General features: G+C 46.6%; 25 protein-coding genes, 16 tRNA genes, 2 rRNA genes, 1 pseudogene and 1 riboswitch. Of the genes and pseudogenes, 6 read left to right on the top strand and 38 right to left on the bottom strand.

All coding sequences use genetic code 11. From position 1 onward, the window contains the following. Window positions 1-172 precede the first annotated feature (172 nt). Window positions 173-541 (top strand): hypothetical protein, encoded by a 369-nt coding sequence (locus tag BLT91_RS24490; protein WP_090825960.1) that lies wholly within the window; start codon window positions 173-175, stop codon window positions 539-541. 42 nt (window positions 542-583) lie between these two features. On the opposite strand, the gene BLT91_RS24495 is transcribed toward BLT91_RS24490, so the two are convergent. After that, window positions 584-1,030 carry a GNAT family N-acetyltransferase gene (locus BLT91_RS24495; RefSeq protein ID WP_175532504.1) on the bottom strand — a complete coding sequence of 149 codons (447 nt, stop codon included), beginning with the start codon at window positions 1,028-1,030 and terminating at the stop codon, window positions 584-586. A 165-nt stretch (window positions 1,031-1,195) separates the two neighbouring features. Between BLT91_RS24495 and fliD the strand changes: the two genes are divergently transcribed. After that, the gene (fliD, locus tag BLT91_RS24500; RefSeq protein WP_090825966.1) at window positions 1,196-1,915 is read left to right on the top strand and encodes a flagellar filament capping protein FliD; all 720 of its coding nucleotides are present in this window, start codon (window positions 1,196-1,198) and stop codon (window positions 1,913-1,915) included. A gap of 119 nt (window positions 1,916-2,034) precedes the next feature. Here the strand turns inward: fliD and lepB are convergent, their stop codons facing one another. The 6 genes from lepB to BLT91_RS24530 form a co-directional block, all read right to left on the bottom strand. Next, on the bottom strand, window positions 2,035-2,583 hold the full coding sequence (gene lepB / locus BLT91_RS24505; RefSeq protein WP_090825969.1) for a signal peptidase I: 549 nt from the start codon (window positions 2,581-2,583) through the stop codon (window positions 2,035-2,037). A gap of 26 nt (window positions 2,584-2,609) precedes the next feature. After that, the gene (locus BLT91_RS24510) at window positions 2,610-3,257 is read right to left on the bottom strand and encodes a response regulator transcription factor (protein WP_090825972.1); all 648 of its coding nucleotides are present in this window, start codon (window positions 3,255-3,257) and stop codon (window positions 2,610-2,612) included. A gap of 47 nt (window positions 3,258-3,304) precedes the next feature. Next, a complete protein-coding gene (locus tag BLT91_RS24515; protein WP_090825975.1) occupies window positions 3,305-4,366 on the bottom strand; it encodes a sensor histidine kinase in 1,062 nt (353 codons plus the stop codon). Between the two features lie 25 nt (window positions 4,367-4,391). After that, window positions 4,392-5,054: a cell wall-active antibiotics response protein LiaF gene (gene liaF, locus BLT91_RS24520; RefSeq protein ID WP_090825978.1), complete on the bottom strand. Its 663-nt coding sequence runs from the start codon at window positions 5,052-5,054 to the stop codon at window positions 4,392-4,394. A gap of 171 nt (window positions 5,055-5,225) precedes the next feature. Continuing rightward, window positions 5,226-5,870 (bottom strand): PspA/IM30 family protein, encoded by a 645-nt coding sequence (locus tag BLT91_RS24525; protein ID WP_090825981.1) that lies wholly within the window; start codon window positions 5,868-5,870, stop codon window positions 5,226-5,228. A 28-nt stretch (window positions 5,871-5,898) separates the two neighbouring features. Then, window positions 5,899-6,198 (bottom strand): hypothetical protein, encoded by a 300-nt coding sequence (locus BLT91_RS24530; protein WP_175532505.1) that lies wholly within the window; start codon window positions 6,196-6,198, stop codon window positions 5,899-5,901. 156 nt (window positions 6,199-6,354) lie between these two features. Then, window positions 6,355-6,507, top strand: a riboswitch (cyclic di-AMP (ydaO/yuaA leader). Between the two features lie 6 nt (window positions 6,508-6,513). Between BLT91_RS24530 and BLT91_RS33665 the strand changes: the two genes are divergently transcribed. Continuing rightward, window positions 6,514-7,305 (top strand): stalk domain-containing protein, encoded by a 792-nt coding sequence (locus tag BLT91_RS33665; RefSeq protein ID WP_090825986.1) that lies wholly within the window; start codon window positions 6,514-6,516, stop codon window positions 7,303-7,305. A 56-nt stretch (window positions 7,306-7,361) separates the two neighbouring features. Here the strand turns inward: BLT91_RS33665 and BLT91_RS24540 are convergent, their stop codons facing one another. After that, the gene (locus BLT91_RS24540) at window positions 7,362-8,552 is read right to left on the bottom strand and encodes a GNAT family N-acetyltransferase (RefSeq protein WP_090825988.1); all 1,191 of its coding nucleotides are present in this window, start codon (window positions 8,550-8,552) and stop codon (window positions 7,362-7,364) included. A 154-nt stretch (window positions 8,553-8,706) separates the two neighbouring features. On the opposite strand from BLT91_RS24540, the gene BLT91_RS33185 reads away from it, so the two are divergent. Next, window positions 8,707-8,820 (top strand): YjcZ family sporulation protein, encoded by a 114-nt coding sequence (locus BLT91_RS33185; protein ID WP_254777133.1) that lies wholly within the window; start codon window positions 8,707-8,709, stop codon window positions 8,818-8,820. Between the two features lie 87 nt (window positions 8,821-8,907). Here BLT91_RS33185 and glp read toward each other — a convergent pair whose 3' ends face one another. The 9 genes from glp to BLT91_RS24585 form a co-directional block, all read right to left on the bottom strand. Then, window positions 8,908-10,164, bottom strand: a complete 1,257-nt coding sequence (gene glp, locus BLT91_RS24545) for a molybdopterin molybdotransferase MoeA (RefSeq protein WP_090825989.1) — start codon at window positions 10,162-10,164, stop codon at window positions 8,908-8,910. Between the two features lie 22 nt (window positions 10,165-10,186). Beyond that, window positions 10,187-11,191 (bottom strand): GTP 3',8-cyclase MoaA, encoded by a 1,005-nt coding sequence (moaA, locus tag BLT91_RS24550; protein WP_090825991.1) that lies wholly within the window; start codon window positions 11,189-11,191, stop codon window positions 10,187-10,189. An 81-nt stretch (window positions 11,192-11,272) separates the two neighbouring features. Next, entirely contained in the window at window positions 11,273-11,887 is a 615-nt protein-coding gene (locus BLT91_RS24555; protein ID WP_090825992.1) for a molybdenum cofactor guanylyltransferase, read from the bottom strand. Next, a complete protein-coding gene (locus BLT91_RS24560) occupies window positions 11,884-12,528 on the bottom strand; it encodes an MOSC domain-containing protein (RefSeq protein ID WP_175532507.1) in 645 nt (214 codons plus the stop codon). Before BLT91_RS24560 ends, BLT91_RS24555 begins: the two co-directional genes overlap by 4 nt. Before the next feature lie 96 nt (window positions 12,529-12,624). Continuing rightward, a complete protein-coding gene (locus BLT91_RS24565) occupies window positions 12,625-13,980 on the bottom strand; it encodes a molybdopterin-dependent oxidoreductase (protein WP_090825996.1) in 1,356 nt (451 codons plus the stop codon). Between the two features lie 150 nt (window positions 13,981-14,130). Continuing rightward, entirely contained in the window at window positions 14,131-14,592 is a 462-nt protein-coding gene (locus BLT91_RS24570; protein ID WP_090825998.1) for a copper amine oxidase N-terminal domain-containing protein, read from the bottom strand. Between the two features lie 126 nt (window positions 14,593-14,718). Further along, complete coding sequence (locus BLT91_RS24575) at window positions 14,719-15,693, bottom strand: HAMP domain-containing sensor histidine kinase (protein WP_254777134.1); 975 nt, start codon at window positions 15,691-15,693, stop codon at window positions 14,719-14,721. Window positions 15,694-15,773: 80 nt separating this feature from the next. Next, window positions 15,774-16,496: a response regulator transcription factor gene (locus tag BLT91_RS24580; protein WP_090826003.1), complete on the bottom strand. Its 723-nt coding sequence runs from the start codon at window positions 16,494-16,496 to the stop codon at window positions 15,774-15,776. A gap of 112 nt (window positions 16,497-16,608) precedes the next feature. Continuing rightward, window positions 16,609-17,844: an MDR family MFS transporter gene (locus BLT91_RS24585; RefSeq protein ID WP_090826005.1), complete on the bottom strand. Its 1,236-nt coding sequence runs from the start codon at window positions 17,842-17,844 to the stop codon at window positions 16,609-16,611. Between the two features lie 339 nt (window positions 17,845-18,183). Here BLT91_RS24585 and BLT91_RS24590 point away from each other — a divergent pair, with 339 nt between their 5' ends. Further along, complete coding sequence (locus BLT91_RS24590) at window positions 18,184-18,978, top strand: alpha/beta fold hydrolase (RefSeq protein ID WP_090826007.1); 795 nt, start codon at window positions 18,184-18,186, stop codon at window positions 18,976-18,978. Here BLT91_RS24590 and BLT91_RS24595 read toward each other — a convergent pair. Further along, complete coding sequence (locus BLT91_RS24595) at window positions 18,968-20,176, bottom strand: ROK family protein (protein WP_090826030.1); 1,209 nt, start codon at window positions 20,174-20,176, stop codon at window positions 18,968-18,970. The genes BLT91_RS24590 and BLT91_RS24595 overlap by 11 nt on opposite strands. An 82-nt stretch (window positions 20,177-20,258) precedes the next feature. Next, window positions 20,259-20,969, bottom strand: a complete 711-nt coding sequence (locus tag BLT91_RS24600; RefSeq protein ID WP_217635275.1) for a class I SAM-dependent methyltransferase — start codon at window positions 20,967-20,969, stop codon at window positions 20,259-20,261. A 245-nt stretch (window positions 20,970-21,214) separates the two neighbouring features. Between BLT91_RS24600 and BLT91_RS24605 the strand changes: the two genes are divergently transcribed. Further along, window positions 21,215-21,325, top strand: coding sequence for a YjcZ family sporulation protein (locus tag BLT91_RS24605; RefSeq protein ID WP_090826012.1), 111 nt, complete (start codon window positions 21,215-21,217; stop codon window positions 21,323-21,325). A gap of 140 nt (window positions 21,326-21,465) precedes the next feature. Here the strand turns inward: BLT91_RS24605 and BLT91_RS34005 are convergent. From BLT91_RS34005 to BLT91_RS24695, 19 genes and pseudogenes are all read right to left on the bottom strand, one after another. Next, window positions 21,466-21,594: pseudogene (locus BLT91_RS34005) on the bottom strand (DUF3502 domain-containing protein); the annotation flags it as partial. 229 nt (window positions 21,595-21,823) lie between these two features. Then, a tRNA-Leu gene (locus tag BLT91_RS24610) sits at window positions 21,824-21,902 on the bottom strand. Between the two features lie 20 nt (window positions 21,903-21,922). Further along, window positions 21,923-22,011: transfer RNA gene (locus tag BLT91_RS24615), tRNA-Leu, on the bottom strand. Window positions 22,012-22,022: 11 nt separating this feature from the next. Further along, window positions 22,023-22,096: transfer RNA gene (locus tag BLT91_RS24620), tRNA-Cys, on the bottom strand. Between the two features lie 10 nt (window positions 22,097-22,106). Further along, window positions 22,107-22,181: transfer RNA gene (locus BLT91_RS24625), tRNA-Gly, on the bottom strand. An 8-nt stretch (window positions 22,182-22,189) separates the two neighbouring features. Then, a tRNA-Gln gene (locus BLT91_RS24630) sits at window positions 22,190-22,261 on the bottom strand. A 22-nt stretch (window positions 22,262-22,283) separates the two neighbouring features. Continuing rightward, window positions 22,284-22,356, bottom strand: a tRNA-His gene (locus BLT91_RS24635). A gap of 25 nt (window positions 22,357-22,381) precedes the next feature. After that, window positions 22,382-22,455: transfer RNA gene (locus BLT91_RS24640), tRNA-Trp, on the bottom strand. A 12-nt stretch (window positions 22,456-22,467) separates the two neighbouring features. Then, a tRNA-Tyr gene (locus BLT91_RS24645) sits at window positions 22,468-22,549 on the bottom strand. Window positions 22,550-22,558: 9 nt separating this feature from the next. Then, window positions 22,559-22,634: transfer RNA gene (locus BLT91_RS24650), tRNA-Thr, on the bottom strand. Window positions 22,635-22,651: 17 nt separating this feature from the next. Continuing rightward, window positions 22,652-22,727 (bottom strand) — tRNA-Phe (locus BLT91_RS24655). Window positions 22,728-22,746: 19 nt separating this feature from the next. Then, window positions 22,747-22,823: transfer RNA gene (locus BLT91_RS24660), tRNA-Asp, on the bottom strand. Window positions 22,824-22,851: 28 nt separating this feature from the next. After that, window positions 22,852-22,928 (bottom strand) — tRNA-Met (locus BLT91_RS24665). Window positions 22,929-22,981: 53 nt separating this feature from the next. Beyond that, window positions 22,982-23,057 (bottom strand) — tRNA-Val (locus BLT91_RS24670). A gap of 76 nt (window positions 23,058-23,133) precedes the next feature. Beyond that, window positions 23,134-23,208 (bottom strand) — tRNA-Glu (locus BLT91_RS24675). 15 nt (window positions 23,209-23,223) lie between these two features. Further along, window positions 23,224-23,315 (bottom strand) — tRNA-Ser (locus BLT91_RS24680). Window positions 23,316-23,318: 3 nt separating this feature from the next. Beyond that, window positions 23,319-23,394, bottom strand: a tRNA-Asn gene (locus BLT91_RS24685). Window positions 23,395-23,399: 5 nt separating this feature from the next. Continuing rightward, window positions 23,400-23,516 (bottom strand): 5S ribosomal RNA (gene rrf / locus BLT91_RS24690). A 110-nt stretch (window positions 23,517-23,626) separates the two neighbouring features. Beyond that, window positions 23,627-23,868 (bottom strand): 23S ribosomal RNA (locus BLT91_RS24695); the annotation flags it as partial.

Genomic DNA, 23,868 nt, shown 5'->3' on the forward strand with positions numbered 1-23,868 from the left:
CTCTTAGGATTAGTTAATATGCTTAGCATACATAAAATTGTCAAGTTATTCAACTTTTCAGAGAACTTTAGGTAATAACATTTTCTTATACAAAACTAGACGTTCGTCTATACCGAATCTTCCGCTATCGAATAGGCTAAAGTACACAACAAACGGAGGTGCCAAGATTCTGATGCAGCCCATTCATCCGATTACCCAAAAAACCTGCCAAGGCCTATACGGAAAGCCAGTTCTTATTTATTTAAACGATGGCTCGGAAATATACGGCGTTCTAAGTCGTATTGAAAAAAACACGTTGATTCTAAATGACGATACCTTGCCAAAGCTTAACACGTCTTCGAAGAAAACCAAAAAGACCGTCTCCAATACCAAATCAGTCAAAACGAAGACATCGAAATCTCAAGCTCAGCCTCCGCTCCAGGACCAAGCACTCGAGGAATATTCTTACTTCGGACTTCCCCTTTTCGGCGGCCCAACCCCTGGCTATACAAGAGGCTTCGATATTCCATTGGGAAGCATTGCTGCCATGTTCAGCGAATAATAAAGGAGCTGCGGATGTTACGATCATCTGCAGCCCCTTGTTTTATCGACGAATTTGTTTGCCCATCTTATAGCAGCCTAACTCCGGAAGATACTGCTTGATATCGTAACCTTTGCCTAAGTAAAATCGAAGGGCTTTGGGGTTGCTCTCATCAACAAAAAGTTCTGCCGAAAGACAGCGCTCGCTTTTCCCGTAGTCTTCGGCGATCTTCATAAGCTCATGCCCCCAACCTTTTCCCTGTTCACGGGGATCAACGGCCAGCATATCAACGAATAACACATTCGATTTGCGAATCACCGAGATGAAACCAAAAGGTTGTTTATACCCTTTGGCGATAACAAACGTTTTGTTATGGTTTAACCGCTTGCGTATCTCCGAGAAGGTCACGGAAGCGCCTTTTTCATACAAGCTAGAAAAGGGTACTAACTGTTCAACGACCAATCGATGGATAGCCCGATCATCAATGGAAGCCAATCGTTTGCGAATCACATTGCACCGCCTCCCACAAGAAGCAATAATGCTATCTTATGTTCGTTAGGTCGCATTTGACTCCGTTTGACGGAGCTACTTTCTAATTGTTCCTAAAGCAAGTACCAATTTACCCCAATCTCTTCGAATGCTATACTATAATTAAGCGAAAATGAGGTGATTTGAATGATTTATGCCTATCCTCCGATTATGGCTGTGAACAGCTATCAAACCCATAAGGACTACTACCGTGTAAGCGCGGTACGCAGCATTGCCGGCGGTAAATCAAGTACAATTCGGCAGCCTTTAGATAGGTCCTTTGAAGGATCAACATATCAACAATTCGCCCAGTCTGCTGCCAAAAGTATGGCCGGATTCATTCAATCCGCCCAAAGTGTCAAGCAGTCCGCACTAGCCCTGATGGAGTCTCGACTTCCCGCAATCTCTTCCCCAACAACACCCCTTTCGGCAGAAGCCGATAGCGAATCTATCACTCAGCCCATACGACAATTTATAGATACATATAATGAATTTCAGACCAGTTTGAGAGACTCTCCGGAATATTTGAATCGCTCTCTTCTCTTAGGAATAGAACATGCTGCTAAACCCTATTCACTGAAAGAGCTTGGTATAACGACGCTTGATAATGGAAGCTTAGAGCTCCAAGAGGACACACTTCAGGATCAATTAAAGAACCATTTTGATTCCCTTCGAAAAAGTCTTGGCACCATAACAAGCTTCGCTGCTTCCTTAGCTAATACGCTTGGACATTTGCAGCAATTGCCTTCTGATTCCTTGTTCCAAATGTCCCGTTCACAGCTCAAGCCGTACGGTCAATATCGATCACAGCTGCAAGCTTATTTGCCGGTTCCGATGAATGGACTGCTGCTTGATACTCAAATGTGATGGTTGAAACCTAAAAGCGCATAAAATTCAGGCTATTTTGCTATAGATCCGGGAACTCAAAGAAACGACCCTCTTGAATGAGCTTATGCACATGCATGCTCACCAGAGGGCCGCTTTTTTTAGAATAGCTTCTTTCCTAATACATGATCTAGCGGGACGAATCCGATCACTCGGCTATCCATACTGTTATTTCGATTATCTCCCATCACGAAAACATGATCAGCTGGAACCGTCCACTGCTTGTTCCCGTTGGCTCTCATGGCTTCATTAATATAAGGCTCGTCGAGTAACTGTCCATTTCGGTACATCTTATCTTCCTTGAGTTCTAATTGATCGCCTGGCTTACCAATCACACGTTTGATCCAGACATGTTTGTCATCGCCTTTGGTAAAAAGACTAAGCAAAGGGCTGTCCAACAGGTCGTTCTTGAACGTTCTTTTAAGCTCGACTCTGGAGTCGATAATCACAATATCACCATAATTAGGCTCATAATTAAAGGTATGAGAAAGCTTCGAAACATACACACGCTGAGTATCGTGCAGCGTCGGGTCCATGGAATGTCCCATGACTTTCGTCGATTGAAACACAAAAACTCCAAGAAACACGACTAAAATAAACGAAATGGCAATTGAACCGAACCAGCTCCAGATTTGCTTTAATAAATTCATCTTTATCGCTCCCTTGTGACTATATGCTATTCAGCCAAGCCATGTTTAAAGGCATAAATTGCGGCTTGTGTGCGATCTTCTACACCTAGCTTGGCCAGTACATTCGTGACGTGAAACTTTACCGTCTTCACACCGATGAACAAATCATCCGCCAGCTCCTGATTGGACTTGCCTTTTGCAATCAACCGCAGCACTTCCATCTCCCGATCGGTTAACTCTTCATGTGGTTCCGCTACCGGCTTAGGCTGACGAAAACGATTCATGATCTTCGAGGCAACCTGAGACTCTAGAATGGACTGCCCTTTGGCCGCCGCTCTTATCGCTTGGGCGATCTCAGAAGCACGGGATGTTTTGAGTAAATAACTAAAAGCCCCAGCTTCAATCACTGGATACATTTTCTCATCATCTAAGAAGCTAGTCAATACAATGACTTTACAATCCGGGTACAATTGCAGGAGCTTCCTCGTCGTTTCGATACCGTCCATACCTTCCATAACCAAATCCATGAGTACAACATCCGGTCGATATTCCTGTGCAAGACGTATGCCATCCTGGCCATTGCTGGCCTCTCCGACCACTTCAATGCCTTCCTCTGTCCCCAGAACGGCTGCAAGTCCGATCCTAACCATTTCATGGTCATCGACAAGCAGTACTTTAATCAATGTGTTGTCCATTTGCTTCTCCTCTCGTCAGGAAAACTGTTTTGACATCACGGATGGCGTTAATTATCAGCAGCATAATCTGTGGCTAAAATGGGCACTCGAATCTCAATACGCGTACCGCGATCAGGCGCTGTAATGATATCAACGGAGCCGCCGATTTCATTAACCCGCTCCTTCATGGATACGATACCATACGATGTAAGCTTCTTAGCATCTAATTCAAATCCGACACCGTCATCACGAATCGCCAGTCGAACGCCGTCAGGACGATGCAACAGCTTGACTTCCAACTTGTTCGCCTTTGAATGACGCAAGGCATTTGAGAGCGCCTCCTGCACAATACGGAATAAGTGGTCCTCAATCCCTTTGTTTAAGCGGATCTCTTCGTCCATATCCCAAGTAATAGCCATTGGCACCTTAGCCGCCAGCTCCTTCAGAAGCTCGACAAGTCCTTCGGACAGCCGTTTTCCTTCCAGATGTATCGGTCTTAGATGCAGCAGTAAGGCTCTCATCTCCGATTGAGCAACAGAAGCCATCTCCTCGATAAGATGGATTTGCCGTTTGGCTTTCTCGAAATCCTTATCCAAGGTCCGCCCTACAGCTGTTGCGGTCATCGAAATCGCGAATAATTGTTGGCTTACCGCATCATGGAGCTCCCGCGCCAATCGCTGCCTTTCCTCAATTACAGCAGATAGCTTTGCTTTCTCCGCAAGCTCCGCATTATCGTTAGATAAGCGCTGAAGGGAAGTAACCTGCTCCTCCCAACGCTTCATTATACGTCCTAACTGCTCACCCAAGCGTCCAATTTCATCTTCACCGTTTTGGAAGCCGCCTCGGGTAAATGTCCCTTTTTCCAGCAAAAGCATCGTTTCCATCATCGGCTCAAGCCTCCGAGTAATACGACTGCTGTTCCAATAGCCGTAAACAGCGCCAATGCCGCCGATAATTATAATCGCCATGAAAGTAAAGCTGACGCCTTCCTGCCAGCTAGGAAATGGCACAATCAGATTACGTGAATTCAAAAAATAGATAATAGCGCCGAATACAAAGAAACTAAAGATGATCGATTCACCCATGCTGCGCCATATCATATTCGTTAATCGTCGTTTATAGCCGTCCAATAGGTGATGAACCTCCTCGAGATCTTTACAATACTTTGATCTTGATATCTCCTACGATGAAAGATAGCACAAGTTTCACACGGTGATCGCAATACTCATAATTAGACGACTGCCACATTAATTTGTTCATTACGCCGGATTCCCTCTCATTAGCAACTTGGATCTGACCAAACGTGACGGAAGCCATCACAGAGACACCGATATCATCCGGTACTTTTATATCTATATCACCTACAACTCCTTGTAGGATGACAGTCGTTTCCTTTTGTTCCAAAATCGCAAGCGAGAGATCAATGTAAGTTTCCCCAATAATGTACCACGTCGAGCTGTTGCGCAAAATCCAAGGCTCGCGGCCTAGACGGACGCTATCCATAAGCTTCTGCTTTTGAATATAGGTATCATCTTTGTGCACTTGTTTAGATCTTATGAAAAACAAACCTAGCGAAATTAAAACAATAGAGAACACGATCGTCATATGATCGCCAAATAAAATCACAGCTCCCACGCCTATTAGCACATAACCCTTGCGCTCTTTGCGTGAACGGACCCGATGAATACCTAGCAAGACGAGGATAATCGCAAGAATGGGGAAAAAGCCTATCGTATGATCTAGAAGCAAAAATAGACCGGCTCCAATCAGCACCAGTGCTGTATTTCGATTGCGGTTGTTTTTGGTTTCTTCTCCCATCGCTGCACCTCCTCTGGCTGCCGTAATAGTTGATATAGATTCCTAGCATACCATAAGAATGGACGACCTCCAAGATGCAAATCCTTGTACGTCAAGGCTTTGCATGAATCCTGGAGGTCGAAGGCTTATCTGCGCTCGCCTTACTTATTCGGTAGAAGGGGAGAACGCGTGCTATTTCTTTCCGCGCGGGTCCGAATCATCGCTGAAGCGTTGGTGCTGCACTTCATGCCGGAGCTTGCCGCGCAGCGTACGCAGCTCCTGCTGAAGATTACTGCCGGCTTCCTTCAGTGTTTCGTGCGACAGGCGGCTAGCAATGCGGAGCCCCTCGAGCGCTTCCCGGCCGAGCTCGCGGCCAGTCGCTTCCAGCTCGCGCCATGCGTCGCGAGCTTCCTTCTGGTGCAGCCCGTTCCCCGGCTGCCCTCCCTTGGCTGCATGCCCTGCACGCAGCCCGCGCAGTTCCTCCGCGAGCGCCAGGCACACGTCCTGGCTGCTCGCGTACTGCGCGCGATAGAGCTCGCAAGCGGCTTCCTCGCGCAGCTTCTCTTGCAGCGCTAGCCGCGCTAGCTCTTCATCGCCGGCGCGCATAGCCAGCTCGGCTTGCTCGCCGCGCAGCTGCGCCATCTCCTCGGCGCTCACGATCTGCCGCCGCAGCTCAATGGCCCGCTGCAGCGCCTCCTCATAGCGCTGCTCCAGCGCCGCAATTTCACGGTGCGCAGCTCCTGACATGCTGCCTCCCCGTTCATGGAAATCCAGCTTACATGCAACCTCCTGCCAAACAGCTTCCGCCATTTTACCAATTCGATTCAATACGCTCATTATGCCACACCTCCCATTTTCTTATAGATCAATATTCGTTGTCAGACGAATCATTTCGTTTCTTCAGTAAGCGAATCCCATACACTACTAACCATACGGCGAATGCAATCGCCAATAGTCCCGATAATTTAATGGTAAGAATTAAACCGCCCAATCCGGCGAAAAACCACCCGATTTTCTTCCCATTCTTTATACCAACATAGCCAAGTCCTAGCATAGCTGCTGGAACTAACAACCCCGTTACATGCACATGCGAACCAAATTGATGCAAACAAATCAGAAAACCAACCATGATTAAAACCAACGCCAAACCTTTCGATTGATGCATGCTCATCCTTCGCATCCGCCCTTCAATATTCTTCATGCTTCTATCGTAGCTGAAACGGACATTCGCCAAAACGGACTCGCGACTGTTTTTCTACCTAGACCTAAGTCCAGTACTCTCCATAATTTGGCCGTTGTCCCTCCTATTCCATAAATGATACAATATTTGAAGCCGAGTCCGGTGCACAGACAAAGTGCCGGTACGGGGGACGATTTACATGGGGTGAATATTTGCTCTTCACTCAGAGCAGACTAGGGAGAACCTTCTTCCCGAACCCGTCAACTAACCTCGAAGGCTCATTTGAAGGAGGATTACCAATTGCATAAAATTACTAAAGGGTTAACTAGCCTTGCTGTGTCCATAACAGTATTAGCGGGAGGCTTTCTTTCCCCATTTACGGCGCATGCCGCTGAGATGGATGTGAAAGTGCAAGTCAATGATGACTTAGTTCTATTTCCGGATGCGCAGCCATTTCTTGATAGCAACCATGCTACTCAAGTACCGATTCGTTTCGTAACAGAAAAGCTGGGTTATGAGGTGCAGTGGCAAAAAGAAGGCAATCAAATCAAGGTCACGCTAAATAACGACAAACATTCGATCTCCTTAGTTTCAGGTCAAAAGGAAGCTGAAATCGATAGTAAGCGTGTCGAGATGGACACACATGCTGAATTCCAAAACGGACGTGTATATGTTCCACTTCGTTTTCTAAGCAAAGCATCTGATATTCCCGTTCAATGGGACGCTAGCAGCAACTTAGCAATTCTAAGTAAAGACGGCAATCAACATGCGCCAGATTATGAATTATTTGAATCCACTGCTTATTCAGCAGATCCATCTGAGAATGGCGGCTACGGAGCTATAGATTATATGGGGAATCCATTAAGTATTGGCACCGTTGCTGTAGATCCATCCGTGATTCCTCTTGGTTCTAAGCTCTATATTGAAGGTTATAATTTCAACGGCCTGCCTGCAGGCGGCATGTATGCTTACGCAACAGATACAGGCGGTGCTATCAAAGGCAAACGACTTGATATCTTTATCCCAGGCTCCAAGCAATCCCTGAAAAACTTCGGTTTCCAAACGGTTAAAGTGTATAAACTATCTAATTAAATAATAAAAAAGACGGTTCTTGGTAAATTTACCAGGAAACCGTCTTTTTGTTATGCCTAAAAGAAATCCGCCAAATAAGTAGTCCGCCGCGGAATTGCTGCCTCCAAGCGGCTAATAAGCAGCTGCGAACCTTGGAGACGCTCAATGAGAGCCATGAAGCTTGCTTTTTGGTAACCTATGAACAGGGCCGTCAACGTCTGTACGGTACAGCTGAGTATAAGTTCTTCTGAAGGTATATCACCCTCCGATAACTTCGTTACTTTAGCTGATTTACCATTTTCTGTGAAATCCAAGCGATAGACGCCTTGATTCCAATCTGCATGCGAGTCAGATATGCGCAGACACAAAGGTTCAGCCTCATCCCGAGCTTCATAAACATACTGTAAAAAAAACGATTCTACATCTACAATTCTCGCCGAAAAATAAGTTATCTTCTCTTGATTAAATTTAGGATCGTGCACCAGAAAAGGAAGTTGGTCATCGACAGGTGCCTTAACCTCAACTTTGGCCATCATTGAATCATGATCAGCAATGAATTTCCACAAGCCTCGTCTGGCTTCCTCATCCAGGAACACCAACTCATGAATGGTCGCCACTTGATCCTTAACTTGATAAAAAACGTACCCCCGCTGTTCTCCCTGCGCATTCAAATAGATAGCTGCCGTACCCTTTTTGGATTTGAAATATCGATTATTCCACCAAGCTGGATCCCGCTTCAGCATGCCGTTGAATTGTTTCGCGTACTTCTCATAGATGGGATTCAGAAGCTCCTTGTCTTTCGCAACACGTAAGATTGAGCTGCCCTCTGCCGCTTTGAACTTGGGAAGCTTATCCACAGGGATGACATATTTCAAATAATCGACGTATGTTTCCCAGCCATATTTACGATAAAATTCAAACTTAAATGGCGCCAGAAAGGAGATTGTCTGCCCTTGTTCTTTCATCACTTTGAGCGCTTGAACCAGAAGCTGACCCACCATCCCATTGCGTCTGTATTCCGGCCAAGTGGCCACTCCAGCAATACCACCCATGGCGAAGCATTGTCCGTTTAGCCACGTATGAAAATTAAAAATGTGTAGTTTCGCAGCCAACTGACCCTGGGCGAAATACCCCCACACTTGATTCGGATCCATCCAACCGATTCGCTCTGCTCTTTCCTCTTCGGTAAGCTCATATTGAAAGGCAAACTCAGACAAAGAGAAGCTCTCCGAGAGCTCCTCCTGTCGTAATGTACGAATTTCATTCATTTCTATCACCTCATAGGGAAGATTGGCTTTTCAACAAATTGGCTGCGGATTTTTCCGTTCAAGAAGTAGGGCATATGTCCAATCAACGAATCCCGCTCGGTCATATGTTGTATAGGGATATATCCTACAAAATATATACACCGGAGGGGATACTATGTCGTCATATGCTGCTGGTTGTGGAACTCCAGGATACGGATACGGAAGTTCTGCAGGAGTTGTTCTTGTCCTTTTTGTTCTGCTTGTTATCATTCTTCGTACGTTCTACTAATAAATTGCCAACCAGAATTAGTCTATAAAAGATGGGCCTGCCCTCAATCACTTCCTAACGGAAGTCAGTGATAGGTAGGCCATTTTTTTATTTTATAGGAAAGATGATTACATTTGTATCTCGTTTAAACCCCTTACCACCGGCAGGTAAGTAAATCAAACAATCCGCATTTTTAATGGAAACCATAATGCTGGATTTATCAATACCTGAAGGCTTTACCCGCAGACATCCGTTCTCCACATGAGTCATTCCTCTCACATAACGCGGGTAAGCGGAGCCTTTATCATAATCTACGTCCAAGTAAGCAGTGATTGCTTCCGGATAAGGTGAATGACAGCCCGCCATAGCTCTAATAAGAGGCTTAGCAAACAGTTCAAATCCTACGAACGAAGCCCCTGGATTACCGGACAATGCTAGCAGCAATCGATTGTTCCAGACGGCTGCGCTCGTCGGAGTGCCGGGCCGCATGGCCACTTTGTTAAATAGCAGCTTACCCTCAAATCGGCCGAAAACATCAACAAGCACATCGTAATCACCAACGGAAACACCGCCAGAAGTGAGAACCAAGTCGACTTTGGTGAGAGCTTCCTGCAGCGCCGTTTCCACCTGCGCTACATCGTCCGAGAGCGCCTGCATGATCACAGATGATCCCCCAGCCGCCTCCACTTGCGCCGCCAGCATGTAGCTGTTGCTGTTGCGAATTCGTCCCGGCTGCAGCAATTCCTCTACATTTAATAACTCTGAACCTGTTGAAAAAATGGCAACCCTAGGCTTCCGATAGACGGATACATCCGAGTAGCCGAATGTGGCTAATATCGCAGCTTCGCCAGGCCCAATCTGGGTGCCTTGCTCAAGCAATAAATCCCCTAAACCGATTTCACCGGCTATTGGGGTTATATTGCTTGCAGCAGGTATGTTTTTTTTGATGCTTACATAACTCATTCCCCCATCTTGCTGGGAATCCGTCATCTCCAGCATGACGACAGCGTCTGCACCATCCGGAACAGGCGCCCCCGTCATGATACGCGCAGTCATACCAGATTTGACAGTCTGCTGAGGAACGGTTCCGCTCGGAATGCGCTCAATGACACGTAATACGACAGGATCTTCTGGCGAAGCCTGCTCAATATCCTTCGAGCAAACGGCATACCCGTCTACACCTGATCTACGAAAATGGGGCACGGGATGATCGGCATAGATGTCCACTGACAGCCTTCTACCGAATGCACAAGATAGCGGAACTGACTCTATTTCCGTATGTTTAACATAATCGTAAAGCAGGCTTCGAGCTTCCTCGACCGAAATCACTTTGCGCCCGAATTTAAGCTTAGTATCGCTGTTCACTAGCGTCTGTTCCTCCTAGGGGTTAACCGCCAATCTGCGACATCCGGCGAAGTGTTGGTGTATGAGACTGTTCTTCATTTATAAGGGCTTGTGCCATCTCGTGATTTTGCGGTTTGATATCCAAAGCGCGGAAGAACAAATCTTCCACCGCCGCATCATCCCCGATATATTTCCGCACATTAAATTCATCCGACCAATACAGACATGGCTTCACATTGCCATCAGCTGTAATTCGCAGGCGATTGCAGGTCTCGCAGAAGTGATCGCTAATCGGATGTATGAGACCAAATGAACCTAACGCTCCATCGATTCGGAAGTTCTGGGAGGGGCCATTTCCATAAACCGCGTCAGATGCCGCAGCGTTCCAACCCTTTTCCTTGCAGCGATCCAGGACGGTTGTCAGGGATAAATAACGGCTTTTCCAATCCTCGTCTTGATGACCAATCGGCATATACTCGATGAATCGAACTTGAATCGGACGATCAATCGTCATTTGCAAAAAGTCTTCAATTTCGTCATCGTTAATGCCTTTCATAAGTACTACATTGAGCTTAATGGGGGTAATGCCCACGCGGTAGGCTTCTTCAATACTAGCCAGAACACGACGAATATCGCCGCCTCTGGTGATCATGGAGAATCGATCCGCTTTTAATGAATCCAAGCTAATATTAACACGGGTTAACCCTGCTGCACGAAGCTTCTCAGCCCTCGACGCAAAGTAAATACCATTCGTAGTCAAAGCAATATCTTCAATTCCGGGAATTTGAGAAAGCATACCGATCAGTTGCTCCAAATTTTTGCGCACAAGGGGTTCTCCGCCGGTTAATCTCAGCTTACGAACACCAAGTCCCGCCAGCACACGGACAACGTCAGTGATTTCCTCGAAAGTTAGAAGCTTTTCATCAGGTTCAAATTCCATTCCTTCTTCAGGCATGCAGTAGACACAGCGTAGATTACAACGATCCGTAACTGAAATTCGTAAATAATCATGCATCCGTCCGAATCGATCCACTAACAACTTCGGCATAGGAGTTCACCTTCTCTCTACGTCAATTATGGCATATTTTCTAACAAAATCCTATTCCATATAGGCACTATCTGGAAAAAATTAAAATGGCAGATTAACTAACAAATTCTCATACTCTTCCGGTGTATTCACATTCGTTACGAAATTGGCAGGTATGTGTTGACCTTCAAAAAAATCATTCTCTACAGGTAACCAGTCAATATGATCCAACAAGTTCATTAACCGATACTTCTCCTGCCTCAGTAACACCTCTGCTTCAGAACCAACCAATCTTGAATAAATACCGTGGAGCGGATGAACGCGTCCCTCCAACACAGGGATAACAGCATCCACATTAGCTTCATGACATAGCTGCCCCATTTCCCCAGCGGCTTTGGCTGAAATCAAGGGCATATCACAACCGACAATCCACAGAAGCTGCTCTTTTGCGGCTTGAGAGGCAGCATGAATGCCACTTAAGGGCCCTTTTTGCACGTAATGATCAGTTATACATTGAATGTCTATATCGGAAAACGAAGCTATGTGAGGCAGCAAAACCTCAGGTTCATTCGTTACGACAATAACTTGCTCGCAGATGCTCGACATTTCCTTCAACTGCCTAAGAAGCAAGGGCTGGCCATGCACGGGTAGAAGCGCCTTCAGCCTTCCACCCATCCGACGATTAAGACCCCCGGCTAGAATAACGCCTGTGATCATGCTTCAAGCTCCGCCAACCGTTTAACGAAGGATTGTTTCCAACTTGCAGATAGCGCTTGTATGTCGACTAAACGCTGAGCAGCCTTCCTATTCGTTTTGTCGTGATACTTAATTTGGTTGGCATAGGCAATGGTCACACCCGCTTCATGCTTGGCGATTAGTCTCACCTTGGATTCCTTAGAGATGAAGCCTTCTTTAAGCACTCTTAAATAAAAGCCTGTATAGCCGGTTTCCTGCATTTGTAGAGGTGCATTGATAAAGTCAAGTCGTTTCGCAATCTTATGACATGGCTGACGAGGCTGTGAGACCTGAACAATCACTTCACCGATTACATAGGTGTCACCAATGCAGACCTCATCTTCAAGTAGACCGCGGACCGTTAGATTCTCACCAAACGCTCCCGATGCCACCTTCTGACCCAGCACCTGCTCCCAGAACACATAATGCTCCTCCGGATACACACAAAGCGCTTTGTCAGTACCTCCATGCACTGTCAAATCTGCTTGCCCATCTCCAGCCAACTGTATCTTCGATACATACAAACGAGAGCTGACCGGGGATTTATAAATGCCCGTAACCAGCTCTTTCCCTTGATAAATAATAGTTTGGGGTAAACCAACGTTCACAGATACGATTTCCATCGCAATGTCCCTCATTTCCGAGCAAGTTTCTTAGTACTTACTATACCAAAAACCTTCTGGAAAGTCAGTTGCGGCTTATCTAATTTCATTTGCCGATCATGCGTTGGATCTATCTACCCATGCATCGTTATCGTATCCTCTTACTTCCCAATAACCCATGTGCTCCTTCTCGATGAGTTCAATCCCTTGAAGCCATTTGACGGATTTGTAGGCATACATCTGCGGAACGATAAGCCGAACAGGACCGCCTAATTTTTGGGCAATTGGCTTACCGTCCATAAGCACGGCGACCATAATATCATCCCCGTTTGCTTGACTCAAGGACAACGCGTCTGTATACACCTTATCGCCTGAATAAAATTTCACATATTTTGCTTTGGATTGAACACCTGCTGCAGCTAATAATTGCTTAAGCGGGATGCCCTCCCAAGTGCATTTGTAAACGGACCAACCTGTCACGCAGTGGAAATCACTGACTTGCACTGTGCGCTTCAGCTTCAGGAACTCTTCCCAGTTCCATGTACTGGGGTTATCAACAAGGCCGGATATGGCAAATTTCCACGTATCCGAGGAAAATGCAGGAATTTCCGTAACGGTGTAAATACGAAAATTCCCTTGCGCCCCTCCGCCCACGACAGCGGCGGAATCCGGCAGTGGCGCCGGCGGCGGCAGCATCTTATTGCCGTCGGTAGCGATATACTCGGCGGTCGTGGAGCCGCCGGTGTCGAATGCGCCTTTTATCCAGCGATAAAAGGCGGGGCCGACCGCGATCACGAGCAGGAGTCCTGCTACAATTCGCAGGAACGATGCGCGTGTGATCGGCGATTCCTTCAGCGCGGCGATGACCGCCTGCGCTGCTGTGCGCCGATCCGTGGCGTCCTCTGTCGCCACGGGGACTGGCGCCGCCGCGGCAGCGCTGGCGGCGGCTGGGGTTTGGACCGTCTGCGCAGATGCGGGCGGTCTTACAGCAGCGGCAGCGGCTTGATCCAGCCGCTGCTGGCGCTTAAGCCATCTGCTGCGCGATATGGCGTGGTACACGGCATACGGCACTCCGACCCAGGTGAGCAGGTCATGGATGAGGAGTGCCGTATTGTTTAGAGCCGGTGGCAGATGACGGAACTGCCACAGAATGACCCCAGACGCTGCCCATCCGAACAGCAGCGCGAGAACGAACACCAGATTCGCGCGTTGATTGCGGCGCGCGCGAATCTGGTGCCAGTGCTTGCGAATCATCGGCGCGTAAAGTGCGATGAGCAGAATTGAAGCAATACCCAAATAAATGTGAAGCTGCTTAAGAGTCACACGGAAGCTTCCCAAATCTCCCCTAATTGCCCCTATACTCAACACGATGCCTGTAATCGTCAGCAGCACGAGAATCCAAGCATTCCAACTATGAATAGCGTTCAATCGCTTACCAAACGATTGCTTCAACCAGCCTCTTTTTAAATCCATATCGCCACATCCTTTACCCAAACGCTATTATTTTCTAATCATAACGTATAAATATTAAAAAAGGCTTACAAAAGGGCTAATATTAATAATAAAACCAGTGGTTTCACTTCATGACGAAGAGACCACTGGCATTTTATTTTTTTTATCAACTTACTTCATCTTTATTTCTTTCAGCAAGTAAGTATCTACAAATTCTTTCGGAACATAGGTCTTGTCGGTAACAATCGTTGGGGCAACCATGAGCATGTCTTCCATACCGCCAACTTTGATTGTTTTGCTGTCAATTAAAATGGTAATGACAGTTCCCATATCCATGTTTTTATCCTTCATCGTTTTGTCTTCCGTTTTCTTATCATCCATCATGCTTATGTCGTCAATCATCTTGGGTTTCGTCAAGGTCACGGACCGATTCTCGTCATTCCAAGTCACTTTGAATCCTAAGGATTCAGCAATTTGACGAAGTGGTGCCAGCTCATTTCCATCTTTGGTGATCGTTTCAACACCGCTATAGTTGAACTTCGGCATCATCATGTCATCTGCGCTTACGAAAGTGGGAAAGGCGAGTGTACAAGCCACCATCGTTACAGCCATTACTTTTTTCCATGTTTTCATTGTTTTATTCCTCCTAAGTTTTCATAACGTCCTCTTAGTTACTAAGTTAACGGAGCAAACTTAAGATTCACTAACGGAAAGATTACGAAAAACTTACAAGAGATTAACAAAAAAAGCCCAGCATATTTAAATGCCAGACTTCGGCTGCTCCGTGTAGATTGGCAATGTGAACCAGAAACGGCTACCGTGTCCTGAACGACTTTCTACACCAATCGAACCTCCGTGCAGTTGTACAATTGATTTTGCGATAGCCAGTCCCAGACCTGCTCCTCCACTAGCCCGTGTTCTGGAAGGATCCGCCCGATAAAAGCGATCAAAAATGCGATTGCAGTCATGTTCCTCTATGCCATCTCCATGATCCTTTATCTGCAGTTGAACATACTGATCTGAAAGCTGCTCCGCCTTTATTTCTATTGTTCCCCCAATAGGGGAGTAACGGATCGCATTATGCAAAATGTTAGATAATACCCGCTTCATTTCCTGCGGCATGATCGCTACCGGAGGCAATTGATCAGGCACATCTGTCTCAATGTGAAGCTTTTTTTCTTCCAAATGAAAAGCCAGACTCTGCAGACCATCAATAAGTAAATGATCGACATGGTATAACTCGGGGCTAAATTCGGTTCCACCTGCATCCAATTGCGAAAGTTTAAATAACTCTTGGATTAATCCGTCCAACCGGGCTGTCTCCAGTCGAATCGTTTGCAAATAACGTTCAAAGGTGATTTTGTCTTGAATTACTTCATCCTGCAAGGCTTCAACGAAAGATTGAATGGACGCCATGGGTGTACGTAAATCATGGGAGACATTTGCCACGAGCTCCATGCGGGATGCTTCCGCTGTCTTTAGCTTCTGAAAGCTTTCATTCAGCTTCCCTGTCATTCGATTAAATTGGGCTGCAAGTCTTTGAAATTCAAAAGGACCTATTTGTGGTACTTTTCCTTCAAAATGCCCTTCTGAAATTTGGGTTGTTTCCTGCGTGATCGCATGTATTGCTTTCTCCAAGGGCCGCGTCATGAAATAGTGGATGAGCATAGAAACACCAGCTGCTCCTAGGGTTACTGTGGTGAGCAGGATAACGTCTTTCCAATTAAGCAGCATGTATTGATAGCATATAAATAGAGTAAGCAAAATTATGCCGGTACTTACGCCGCTTGCAATGAGTAAATAGATACGAAGTTTCAGGATGGCTCCCTCCCTTCAAATTTATAGCCAATGCCCCATACTGTCTTTATGTAACGCGGCTGCGAAGGATTTGGCTCAATTTTCTCCCTTAGTCTGCGAATGTGAACGGTAACAGTCGTAGTGTCACCATAATAATCAATATCCCATATCTTACTCAGCAATTGATTGCGCGAAAAGACTTGCTCGGGGTGACCGGCGAACAAATGGAGGAGTTCAAATTCCTTAACGGTTAGCTCGATTTCCTTGCCGTTTACGTGAACACTTCGGTGGAGCACATTGAGTTCGATCCCCGGGTATTTCATTATATGCGGAGGTAAATTAGCAACCGCATTCGTCACGGCCTCTTGTTGGCTGCGCTGCAGCCTGCGCAAAATCCCTTTCGCTCGCAGAACCAGCTCGCGCGGTGAAAAGGGCTTTGTCAAGTAGTCGTCTGCGCCCATGGTTAGCCCCATGAGTCGATCCATTTCATCGCCTCTAGCCGTCAGCATGATGATGGGCACGTCTTGCTCGTTGCGAATTTCTTCGCAAACTTGCCAGCCGTTTTTCCCCGGCATCATAAGATCAAGCACGATCAGCTGGGGGCTGTGCAGCCGCCATAAACGGATGGCTTCATCGCCATTGACAGCCGATATAACCTGGTACCCCTCTCGTTCCAAATAGACGGTGCACACATCAATAATATTCGTTTCATCATCCACAACGAGAATGAGTGAACCCATACGGCATACCTCCTCAAACGTTGGTACTATTATACCTCAGAACCATGAAATGAAGCTTACGTATGTATTACAAAAGCATTAAAGCTCCCCAAACTGCAGGGAGCTTCATTCCTTATATTTGAAGAGCGGCCTCGATAACAGGCTCCTCTTGTTTGCGATTTATGTTTCGGATGTATCTCGTTTGAGCGATACCGACAATAAGAATGATTACGCTTAGGACGGCGAACATAACTTTCCCGCCATAATGGCTGAACAGCAATCCTCCCAACATAGGTCCAATGGTCCGCGATAGCTGCCAATTCATACCGAACACGGAGAAATACCAACCTCTATGCTCCACGGGCGCAATAACAGAGATGACCTTTTGAATATGAGGACCATATAACATTTCACCAATGGTAAATAAAAATTCAACAAGAAGCAGTATGGCAATGAAAGGAACAAATCCATAGCCAAGTGCCACAATGGTGAACAACAGATAGGATGCAGCGACTATCAAATAAGCCGAAACGTGCTCTGTACGCTTTGCAATCCATAATTGCAGTGCGATGACTACACAACCGTTGAAGGTAATGATCGTCGCAAAGACTGTCTTATAGTTCTCAAATTGCTGCTGTAAATGCAGCGGGAACGTAGACTCCGTTTGCGCATACAACAAAGATACTGGCATCGCCATGAGCGTTATCCACAGCAGCGGCTTATGATCCAGCCATCTGATTTTGGGACTTTTCTTAGTTGAAGCCTTCTCCTCCGGGCTCTTCACAGGCATCGTCTCTGGAACCTTCCAGATTACCAACCCTGCGTAGGCAAAAAGAGCAATGGAGCAAGTTAGGAAAATAACTGTCGGATTCCAAGTAAAAAGAAGCAGTCCAAGGAGTGGTCCGAATGCTGAACCCATATTTAATGCTGTGTGCAGCAGAGCAAATACTTCTGCCCGCTTCTCCTGCGGGACAACATCAGAAATCTGTGCATTGGCAGCTGGTCCAAACATGGCATTGCCAATACCGTTAATAACCGAAATGAGGGCAAACTCCCAAACATGGCTGGCAAATATATAACCGCCAATCGCGAATGCTTGAATAATGAGTGCAGCCAGCATCATCGGTTTTCGTCCATAACGGTCGCTTAGACTGCCTGCATACAAATTCACGAAAATTCCGCATAACGGCTGTAATCCGACAATTAACATGGATAAGAAAATAGAACCGTTCAGCTTGTCATACAAATAGAAGACCAAATAGGGTCTCATCATAAATCCGGCTAATGAAGTTAGGATCGTCCCTACGACTCGAACCCATATCGCTGTGTCATACTTGCTAATCAATGAAAAAAAAGGAAATCTGTGCATACAACCTCCTAGATGCTAACTGATCTTCTAAGTTTAGCGGTAAATTGGCAAAAGAAAAAGGTAAAATCTCGTTATAACGGATTTCACCTTTTAAGTAACATACTTTTGATTTTAACTGCCGATACGATTCTTACGGTATGTATCGATAAACGAGAGGACATCTACTCAGGACCAAGGTTTTTTAGTCATAGCAATAACCCCACTTCGTAAAATAAATGTTTGGTCTTGACTTTTTATGGTTAATAAGAAAAGGTATAATCTGAGAATACCAATGAAATGTTAAAGAAGCGATACAGGACTTTATGCAAGATAAATTTAGCTAATGGAGCGTGAAGGCATTTGAAACATCATATTAACGGAGCAGAGCAGTTCGTAGAGGAACAAGGGCAAGGAGCACCTGTCATTTTATTGCATGGCTTTCCACTTGATCACCGCATGTGGCAATCGCAAGTGGAAGTCTTGTCGGGGAACTATCGAGTTATTACACCTGATCTTCGCGGCATGGGCAATTCCGATGTGCCCGTAACGAACATTTCAATCGACCAATATGCCGATGATATTTTAACTTTAATGGACAAAATGGATATACAAAAAGCCGCACTGGGCGGCTTCTCCATGGGCGGATATGTGGCATTTGCACTTCTACGCAAAGCTCCTAAACGATTCACAGCGCTTTTACTGGCGAACACCCGTCCTGAAGCAGATGGGCAAGAAGCTCGTAAAAATCGGATGAACATGGCAGTTTCCTTATATGAAAAAGGGTCCGCTGTGGCTAGAGACGCCATGCTGCCAAAGCTTCTCACCGAACAAACAAAGCAAGATCAACCAAAGCTCGTCGAAACCTTGAGCACGGTCATGGAATCGATGCCTGCGGAGGGGCTTGTCCATGCCTGTCTTGCCATGGCATTCCGCGAGGACGCTGTTGACCTGCTTAGCTCCATCTCGGTGCCAATGCTCGTCATCGCAGGGGAACAGGATCTGATTGCGCCGCCGGATGTCATGAAGAAAATGGCCGATCAAGTTAGCGGCGCCAGCTATCATGTGATACCGGCTGCTTCTCATTTGACGCCAATGGAGAAACCAGAAGCCTTCAACGCGCTGCTTGTTGATTTCTTGAAGGGCGTTACAGCCTAACTAGCTGGTCCATGACCATCACGGCTGCACCGATCGCAAGTGCTTCTTCACCAAGCTGCCCTTTGCTGAAGACAACCTGATACGCAGGGTAATAGTACGTTTTCCGAATCGCTACCTGCGTAGCGGTTTGGAAAAATAACTCCCCTCCCGCAATTAATGGCCCCCCTAAGATAACCTTCTCGGGGTGCAAAATATTTAATAAATTGGCTAGTCCAATGCCAAAATAAGTCGCAGCCTCCGTTATGATCTCCACAACAAGGGGATCATTTTTTTGGAGCGCCTCCAGAACGTGGGTGTAGGTCAAGTGTTCTGGGTCCTCTACGAAATGGGACAACACCGTTGAGCGGCCCTGCTTTAATGCGGAACGTGCCGCCTTTTCAATGGCATACAAGGAAGCATAAGACTCCAAGGCTCCATAATTCCCTGACGAATTACGATGGGGTACACCGTCAGTTTGAATAATCATTTGACCAACGGAGCCTTCCATATCTACAGCGCCGTAGATGACCTTCCCTTCGGACACCATAGAGGAGCGTATACCAATTCCAGCATGAATATAAAGCAGATGCTTGAAGCTCTGCGTTCGCTGATGCCATGATTCAGCGAGGATCGCCGTATTAGCTCCATTATCCAGCATGGCTGGAATACCTAACTCCTCGGATAGCAGACTGCAGATCTCAACATTTTTCCAACCCTTAGCCGGAAAATAAGACGGCTCTAAAATGGCACCCGATAGGCGATCCACAGGACCAACGGCACCGATCCCTATGCCCAGCAGAGACGATTTATTGATTTGATGCTGCTCCAGCATCCAATTTGCTTCTTCCGCAATGAGGTGAATAAGTACATCAGGCGTCATCTCAGCGGTCATCGTCCAGCTCCGTGCGTCTAATTTCTTCATCCCCAAATCAACAAGCACGAGCTTGGACAACGTTCTGGATATCTCCAGTCCAAATACATAGGCATAGGCCGAATTCTTCTCATACAGAATTGGCCTACGCCCACCAGTGGAAGCACCGAAACCAGATTCACGAATGAGTCCTTGGCTCGTTAATTCTTCCAAAAGCCGAGTCAATGTAGAAACGGTCATTCCACTTTGTTCTAACAGCTCTGTTTTGGATACAGTCGCTTGACGACAGATCCGCTCATAGATTTCTTTTGCCTTCCGATTCGGGATTCGTTCCGTTATGACATCTATGTTCAAATAAAGCAGCCCCCAATGATAATCTTTCTCACATATTTCGCCATTAGGGAGCCAGAATCCTTCCTCGCCTGCCCTCTTATTCCTTTGAGCCTATCATAAGTGTGTATCCCATATAATGATGATATTTACTCACAAGCTCATCGTATCTCGCTGTAATTTGCCATATCCGCGGATCCATAAATGATTGCTTATCCGACAAGTGAACAGGATCAGGATGCTGAACTTGATCTTCAAACATCGTTAGCGGGAAAGGATGTATCCCTGAGAATTCCACCGGCTTGAACTTGCCCTGATCTAACAGCTCTCGCCATTCATCCATACTATATATTTTACTCACCCCATAGAAGCTGCAAAGCGCACGATGAACAGCAGCTGACATGTCTTTAACACGAATGACTTCACGATCATAGAGCTTACCTCCCGGCTTTAGTACCCTATAATATTCGGATACAGCCTTTTGGGCATCTGCGAAATTCGTCACCGATTCAACCATCACAACATCAAAAGTATGATCCTCAAAGGGCAATTGGCATACATCCCCAACGTTAAATTGCACCTGTACCCCTTGTTTCTCAGCTCTTATGATCGCTTTAGCTATCATTTCCGGACGAATATCAACCGCAGTCACTTGGCATCCTTGCTCTGCAAGAAAACACGCCGTCCTTCCAGTCCCGCATCCAACCTCCAGCACACGCTTCCCTTTCTCTATAGGGTATTTCTTCAATTGTTCAATCGTCTCTCCGAAACCTCCAGGATGCGCGTTACCCACTCCAAGTTTGGCTAACATATCTAGGTACTCGATAGCACTTACACCTCCACAATGGCATATCATTCTCTTTTCTACCATATGGAGGGCAGCTGTCTCTTGTTCAGATTCTTAATCCATTTTCGAAAAAAAGGCTTTCGCCTAAAGCTTATTTTTTCAGCTTCTTTTGGGCTGAAAACCCAATCAAATCATGACGCCTCACCATAGGATGTATTGTCTCTCATCCGATCCACAGAGAGCATTCCTTAAGATTGGGGGTGACATAAATGGGTGTTGCTGCAGGTGCTGGTGTTGGTTATGGACATGGAACTTCCTCTGCTGCTGTTCTCGTATTGTTCATATTGCTCGTGATCGTAACTATGACGTACGCTTGGTAATTTTTGAATCATAGTGGTTAAACGCCACAAAAAGAAGGAGCTCCGGTTCATTCGAATCTGGCTCCTTCTACTCCATTTAAATCCATTTTCAATTTTATTTCTTCGCCGCTGCTAAGAAGGCATCCTCTTGTTTTGGTTTTTCAGCAAAAATTTTGTCTAAACCTTGCTGCTTTCATTTCATTTTGATATTTAGGCAAGGAAGCGTCAACGTCCACGGAACCTGTATCCATTGCAGCATCAAACTCTTTACCTACTTTTACGGCCGCAGCAACTTGCGTTTTACTGGTTCCGAGTCAAATGAAAATCTAAGGCCAGGAGATTTTTTGCCCGTTTTGTTGAACTTTAATGATGTTATCAGACACTTTTGTAAAATGCGTGTGTTTGTCAGCGTATGTACATATCACTTTCATTACACATGTTTTAGAACTTCAGCATTATACGCGTAAATAGAAAAAGCTCATGAAATCACTTGATTTCATGAGCTTTTTCTATTCGTTATACCGGCAAGAGGACTCGAACCTCCACCCTTTCGGACTCGATTTTGAGTCGAGCGCGTCTGCCATTCCGCCATGCCGGCATATGAATCTGTAAAGATAATGGTGCCGAAGACCAGACTTGAACTGGTACGGTAGTCACCTACCGCAGGATTTTAAGTCCTGTGCGTCTGCCGATTCCGCCACTCCGGCTAATAAATGTGTGGAGGCGCCACCCAGATTCGAACTGGGGGTAAAGCTTTTGCAGAGCTCTGCCTTACCACTTGGCTATGGCGCCTTAGTAATAATGGAGCGGAAGACGGGGATCGAACCCGCGACCCTCGCCTTGGCAAGGCGATGCTCTACCGCTGAGCCACTTCCGCATATAAAACTGGGGATCAAGGATTTGAACCTTGGCATGACGGAGTCAAAGTCCGTTGCCTTACCGCTTGGCTAATCCCCATTATCTTGCTTTGGTAATAATGGGCGGACGACGGGACTTGAACCCGCGAATGCTGGATCCACAAACCAGTGCGTTAACCCCTTCGCCACGACCGCCACAATATTAAGTTTCTTACTTTTTTGGCAGGGGCAGCAGGAATTGAACCCACACCAAAGGTTTTGGAGACCTTTGTTCTACCCTTAAACTATGCCCCTAGAAAAAGTAAATGGAGGCTGATGGATTCGAACCACCGAACTCGGAGAGAGCAGATTTACAGTCTGCCGTGTTTAGCCACTTCACTAAGCCTCCATAAAGCAATGGTGCCGTCGAGAGGACTTGAACCCCCAACCTACTGATTACAAGTCAGTTGCTCTACCAGTTGAGCTACAACGGCATATTTAGTTGTAAAAATGGTGGCTCGGGACGGAATCGAACCGCCGACACGAGGATTTTCAGTCCTCTGCTCTACCGACTGAGCTACCGAGCCTGACTTGATGTTGTAAAAATGGCGGAGCTGACGGGATTCGAACCCGCGGTCTCCTGCGTGACAGGCAGGCATGTTAGGCCACTACACCACAGCTCCGTATTCATATGACCTCAGAGTTAGAGGTTGGTTGCGGGGGCAGGATTTGAACCTGCGGCCTTCGGGTTATGAGCCCGACGAGCTACCGGGCTGCTCCACCCCGCGTCATTAAGCATATATTAGGAATCCAAGTAAAGCAAGTCTTGCTTTAGGAATCATGGTGGAGGCTGACGGGATCGAACCGCCGACCCTCTGCTTGTAAGGCAGATGCTCTCCCAGCTGAGCTAAGCCTCCATGGGATAATGTTTTGGGCCCACGCAAAGTACTCGGATTAAGCTTCGTCAGCTTTACGTCACTTTGTGGGGATTATTGGTGACCCGTAGGGGACTCGAACCCCTGTTACCTCCGTGAAAGGGAGGTGTCTTAACCACTTGACCAACGGGCCTTGCTAGAAAGATAGTGGCGGAGAGAGAGGGATTCGAACCCTCGAGACGCTTGTGACGCCTACACGATTTCCAATCGTGCTCCTTCGGCCAGCTCGGACACCTCTCCATATGGCTCCCCGAACAGGACTCGAACCTGTGACAACTCGATTAACAGTCGAGTGCTCTACCAACTGAGCTATCAGGGAAAACTGCTTGGCAACGTTCTACTCTCCCAGAACCCTGCGGTTCAAGTACCATCGACGCTGGAGGGCTTAACGGTCGTGTTCGAGATGGGAACGCGTGGGTCCCCTCCGCCATCATCACCAAACAGTCAAAGCGTGTTTGCGCCTTGAAAACTAGATACGAAACTTGCGTAAAGTTGGTTTACTTAGGCTAAATACTTATGCTTCCGAAGCTAGCTTTCCTCCGGAAAGCTTTATGGTTAAGCCCTCGACCGATTAGTATTCGTCAGCTGCATGCATTGCTGCACTTCCACCTCGAACCTATCAACCTCGTCGTCTACAAGGGGTCTTACTGACTTGGGAAATCTCATCTTGAGGGGGGCTTCGCGCTTAGATGCTTTCAGCGCTTATCCCCTCCGTACATAGCTACCCAGCGATGCCTCTGGCGAGACAACTGGTACACCAGCGGTACGTCCATCCCGGTCCTCTCGTACTAAG

The organism is Paenibacillus sp. yr247 (genome assembly GCF_900103825.1).
Lineage (GTDB): Bacteria > Bacillota > Bacilli > Paenibacillales > NBRC-103111 > Paenibacillus_E.

Bases quoted from the DNA above. Each gene is read 5' to 3' on its own strand.
- BLT91_RS24490 (WP_090825960.1), top strand. From the start codon at position 173: ATGCAGCCCATTCATCCGATTACCCAAAAAACCTGCCAAGGCCTATAC.
- fliD (WP_090825966.1), top strand. From the start codon at position 1,196: ATGATTTATGCCTATCCTCCGATTATGGCTGTGAACAGCTATCAAACC.
- lepB (WP_090825969.1), bottom strand. From the start codon at position 2,583: ATGAATTTATTAAAGCAAATCTGGAGCTGGTTCGGTTCAATTGCCATT.
- BLT91_RS24510 (WP_090825972.1), bottom strand. From the start codon at position 3,257: ATGGACAACACATTGATTAAAGTACTGCTTGTCGATGACCATGAAATG.
- liaF (WP_090825978.1), bottom strand. From the start codon at position 5,054: ATGGGAGAAGAAACCAAAAACAACCGCAATCGAAATACAGCACTGGTG.
- BLT91_RS24525 (WP_090825981.1), bottom strand. From the start codon at position 5,870: ATGAGCGTATTGAATCGAATTGGTAAAATGGCGGAAGCTGTTTGGCAG.
- BLT91_RS24530 (WP_175532505.1), bottom strand. From the start codon at position 6,198: ATGCATCAATCGAAAGGTTTGGCGTTGGTTTTAATCATGGTTGGTTTT.
- BLT91_RS24540 (WP_090825988.1), bottom strand. From the start codon at position 8,552: ATGAATGAAATTCGTACATTACGACAGGAGGAGCTCTCGGAGAGCTTC.
- BLT91_RS33185 (WP_254777133.1), top strand. From the start codon at position 8,707: ATGTCGTCATATGCTGCTGGTTGTGGAACTCCAGGATACGGATACGGA.
- moaA (WP_090825991.1), bottom strand. From the start codon at position 11,191: ATGCCGAAGTTGTTAGTGGATCGATTCGGACGGATGCATGATTATTTA.
- BLT91_RS24555 (WP_090825992.1), bottom strand. From the start codon at position 11,887: ATGATCACAGGCGTTATTCTAGCCGGGGGTCTTAATCGTCGGATGGGT.
- BLT91_RS24560 (WP_175532507.1), bottom strand. From the start codon at position 12,528: ATGGAAATCGTATCTGTGAACGTTGGTTTACCCCAAACTATTATTTAT.
- BLT91_RS24565 (WP_090825996.1), bottom strand. From the start codon at position 13,980: ATGGATTTAAAAAGAGGCTGGTTGAAGCAATCGTTTGGTAAGCGATTG.
- BLT91_RS24570 (WP_090825998.1), bottom strand. From the start codon at position 14,592: ATGAAAACATGGAAAAAAGTAATGGCTGTAACGATGGTGGCTTGTACA.
- BLT91_RS24575 (WP_254777134.1), bottom strand. From the start codon at position 15,693: ATGCTGCTTAATTGGAAAGACGTTATCCTGCTCACCACAGTAACCCTA.
- BLT91_RS24580 (WP_090826003.1), bottom strand. From the start codon at position 16,496: ATGGGTTCACTCATTCTCGTTGTGGATGATGAAACGAATATTATTGAT.
- BLT91_RS24585 (WP_090826005.1), bottom strand. From the start codon at position 17,844: ATGCACAGATTTCCTTTTTTTTCATTGATTAGCAAGTATGACACAGCG.
- BLT91_RS24600 (WP_217635275.1), bottom strand. From the start codon at position 20,969: ATGTTAGCCAAACTTGGAGTGGGTAACGCGCATCCTGGAGGTTTCGGA.
- BLT91_RS24605 (WP_090826012.1), top strand. From the start codon at position 21,215: ATGGGTGTTGCTGCAGGTGCTGGTGTTGGTTATGGACATGGAACTTCC.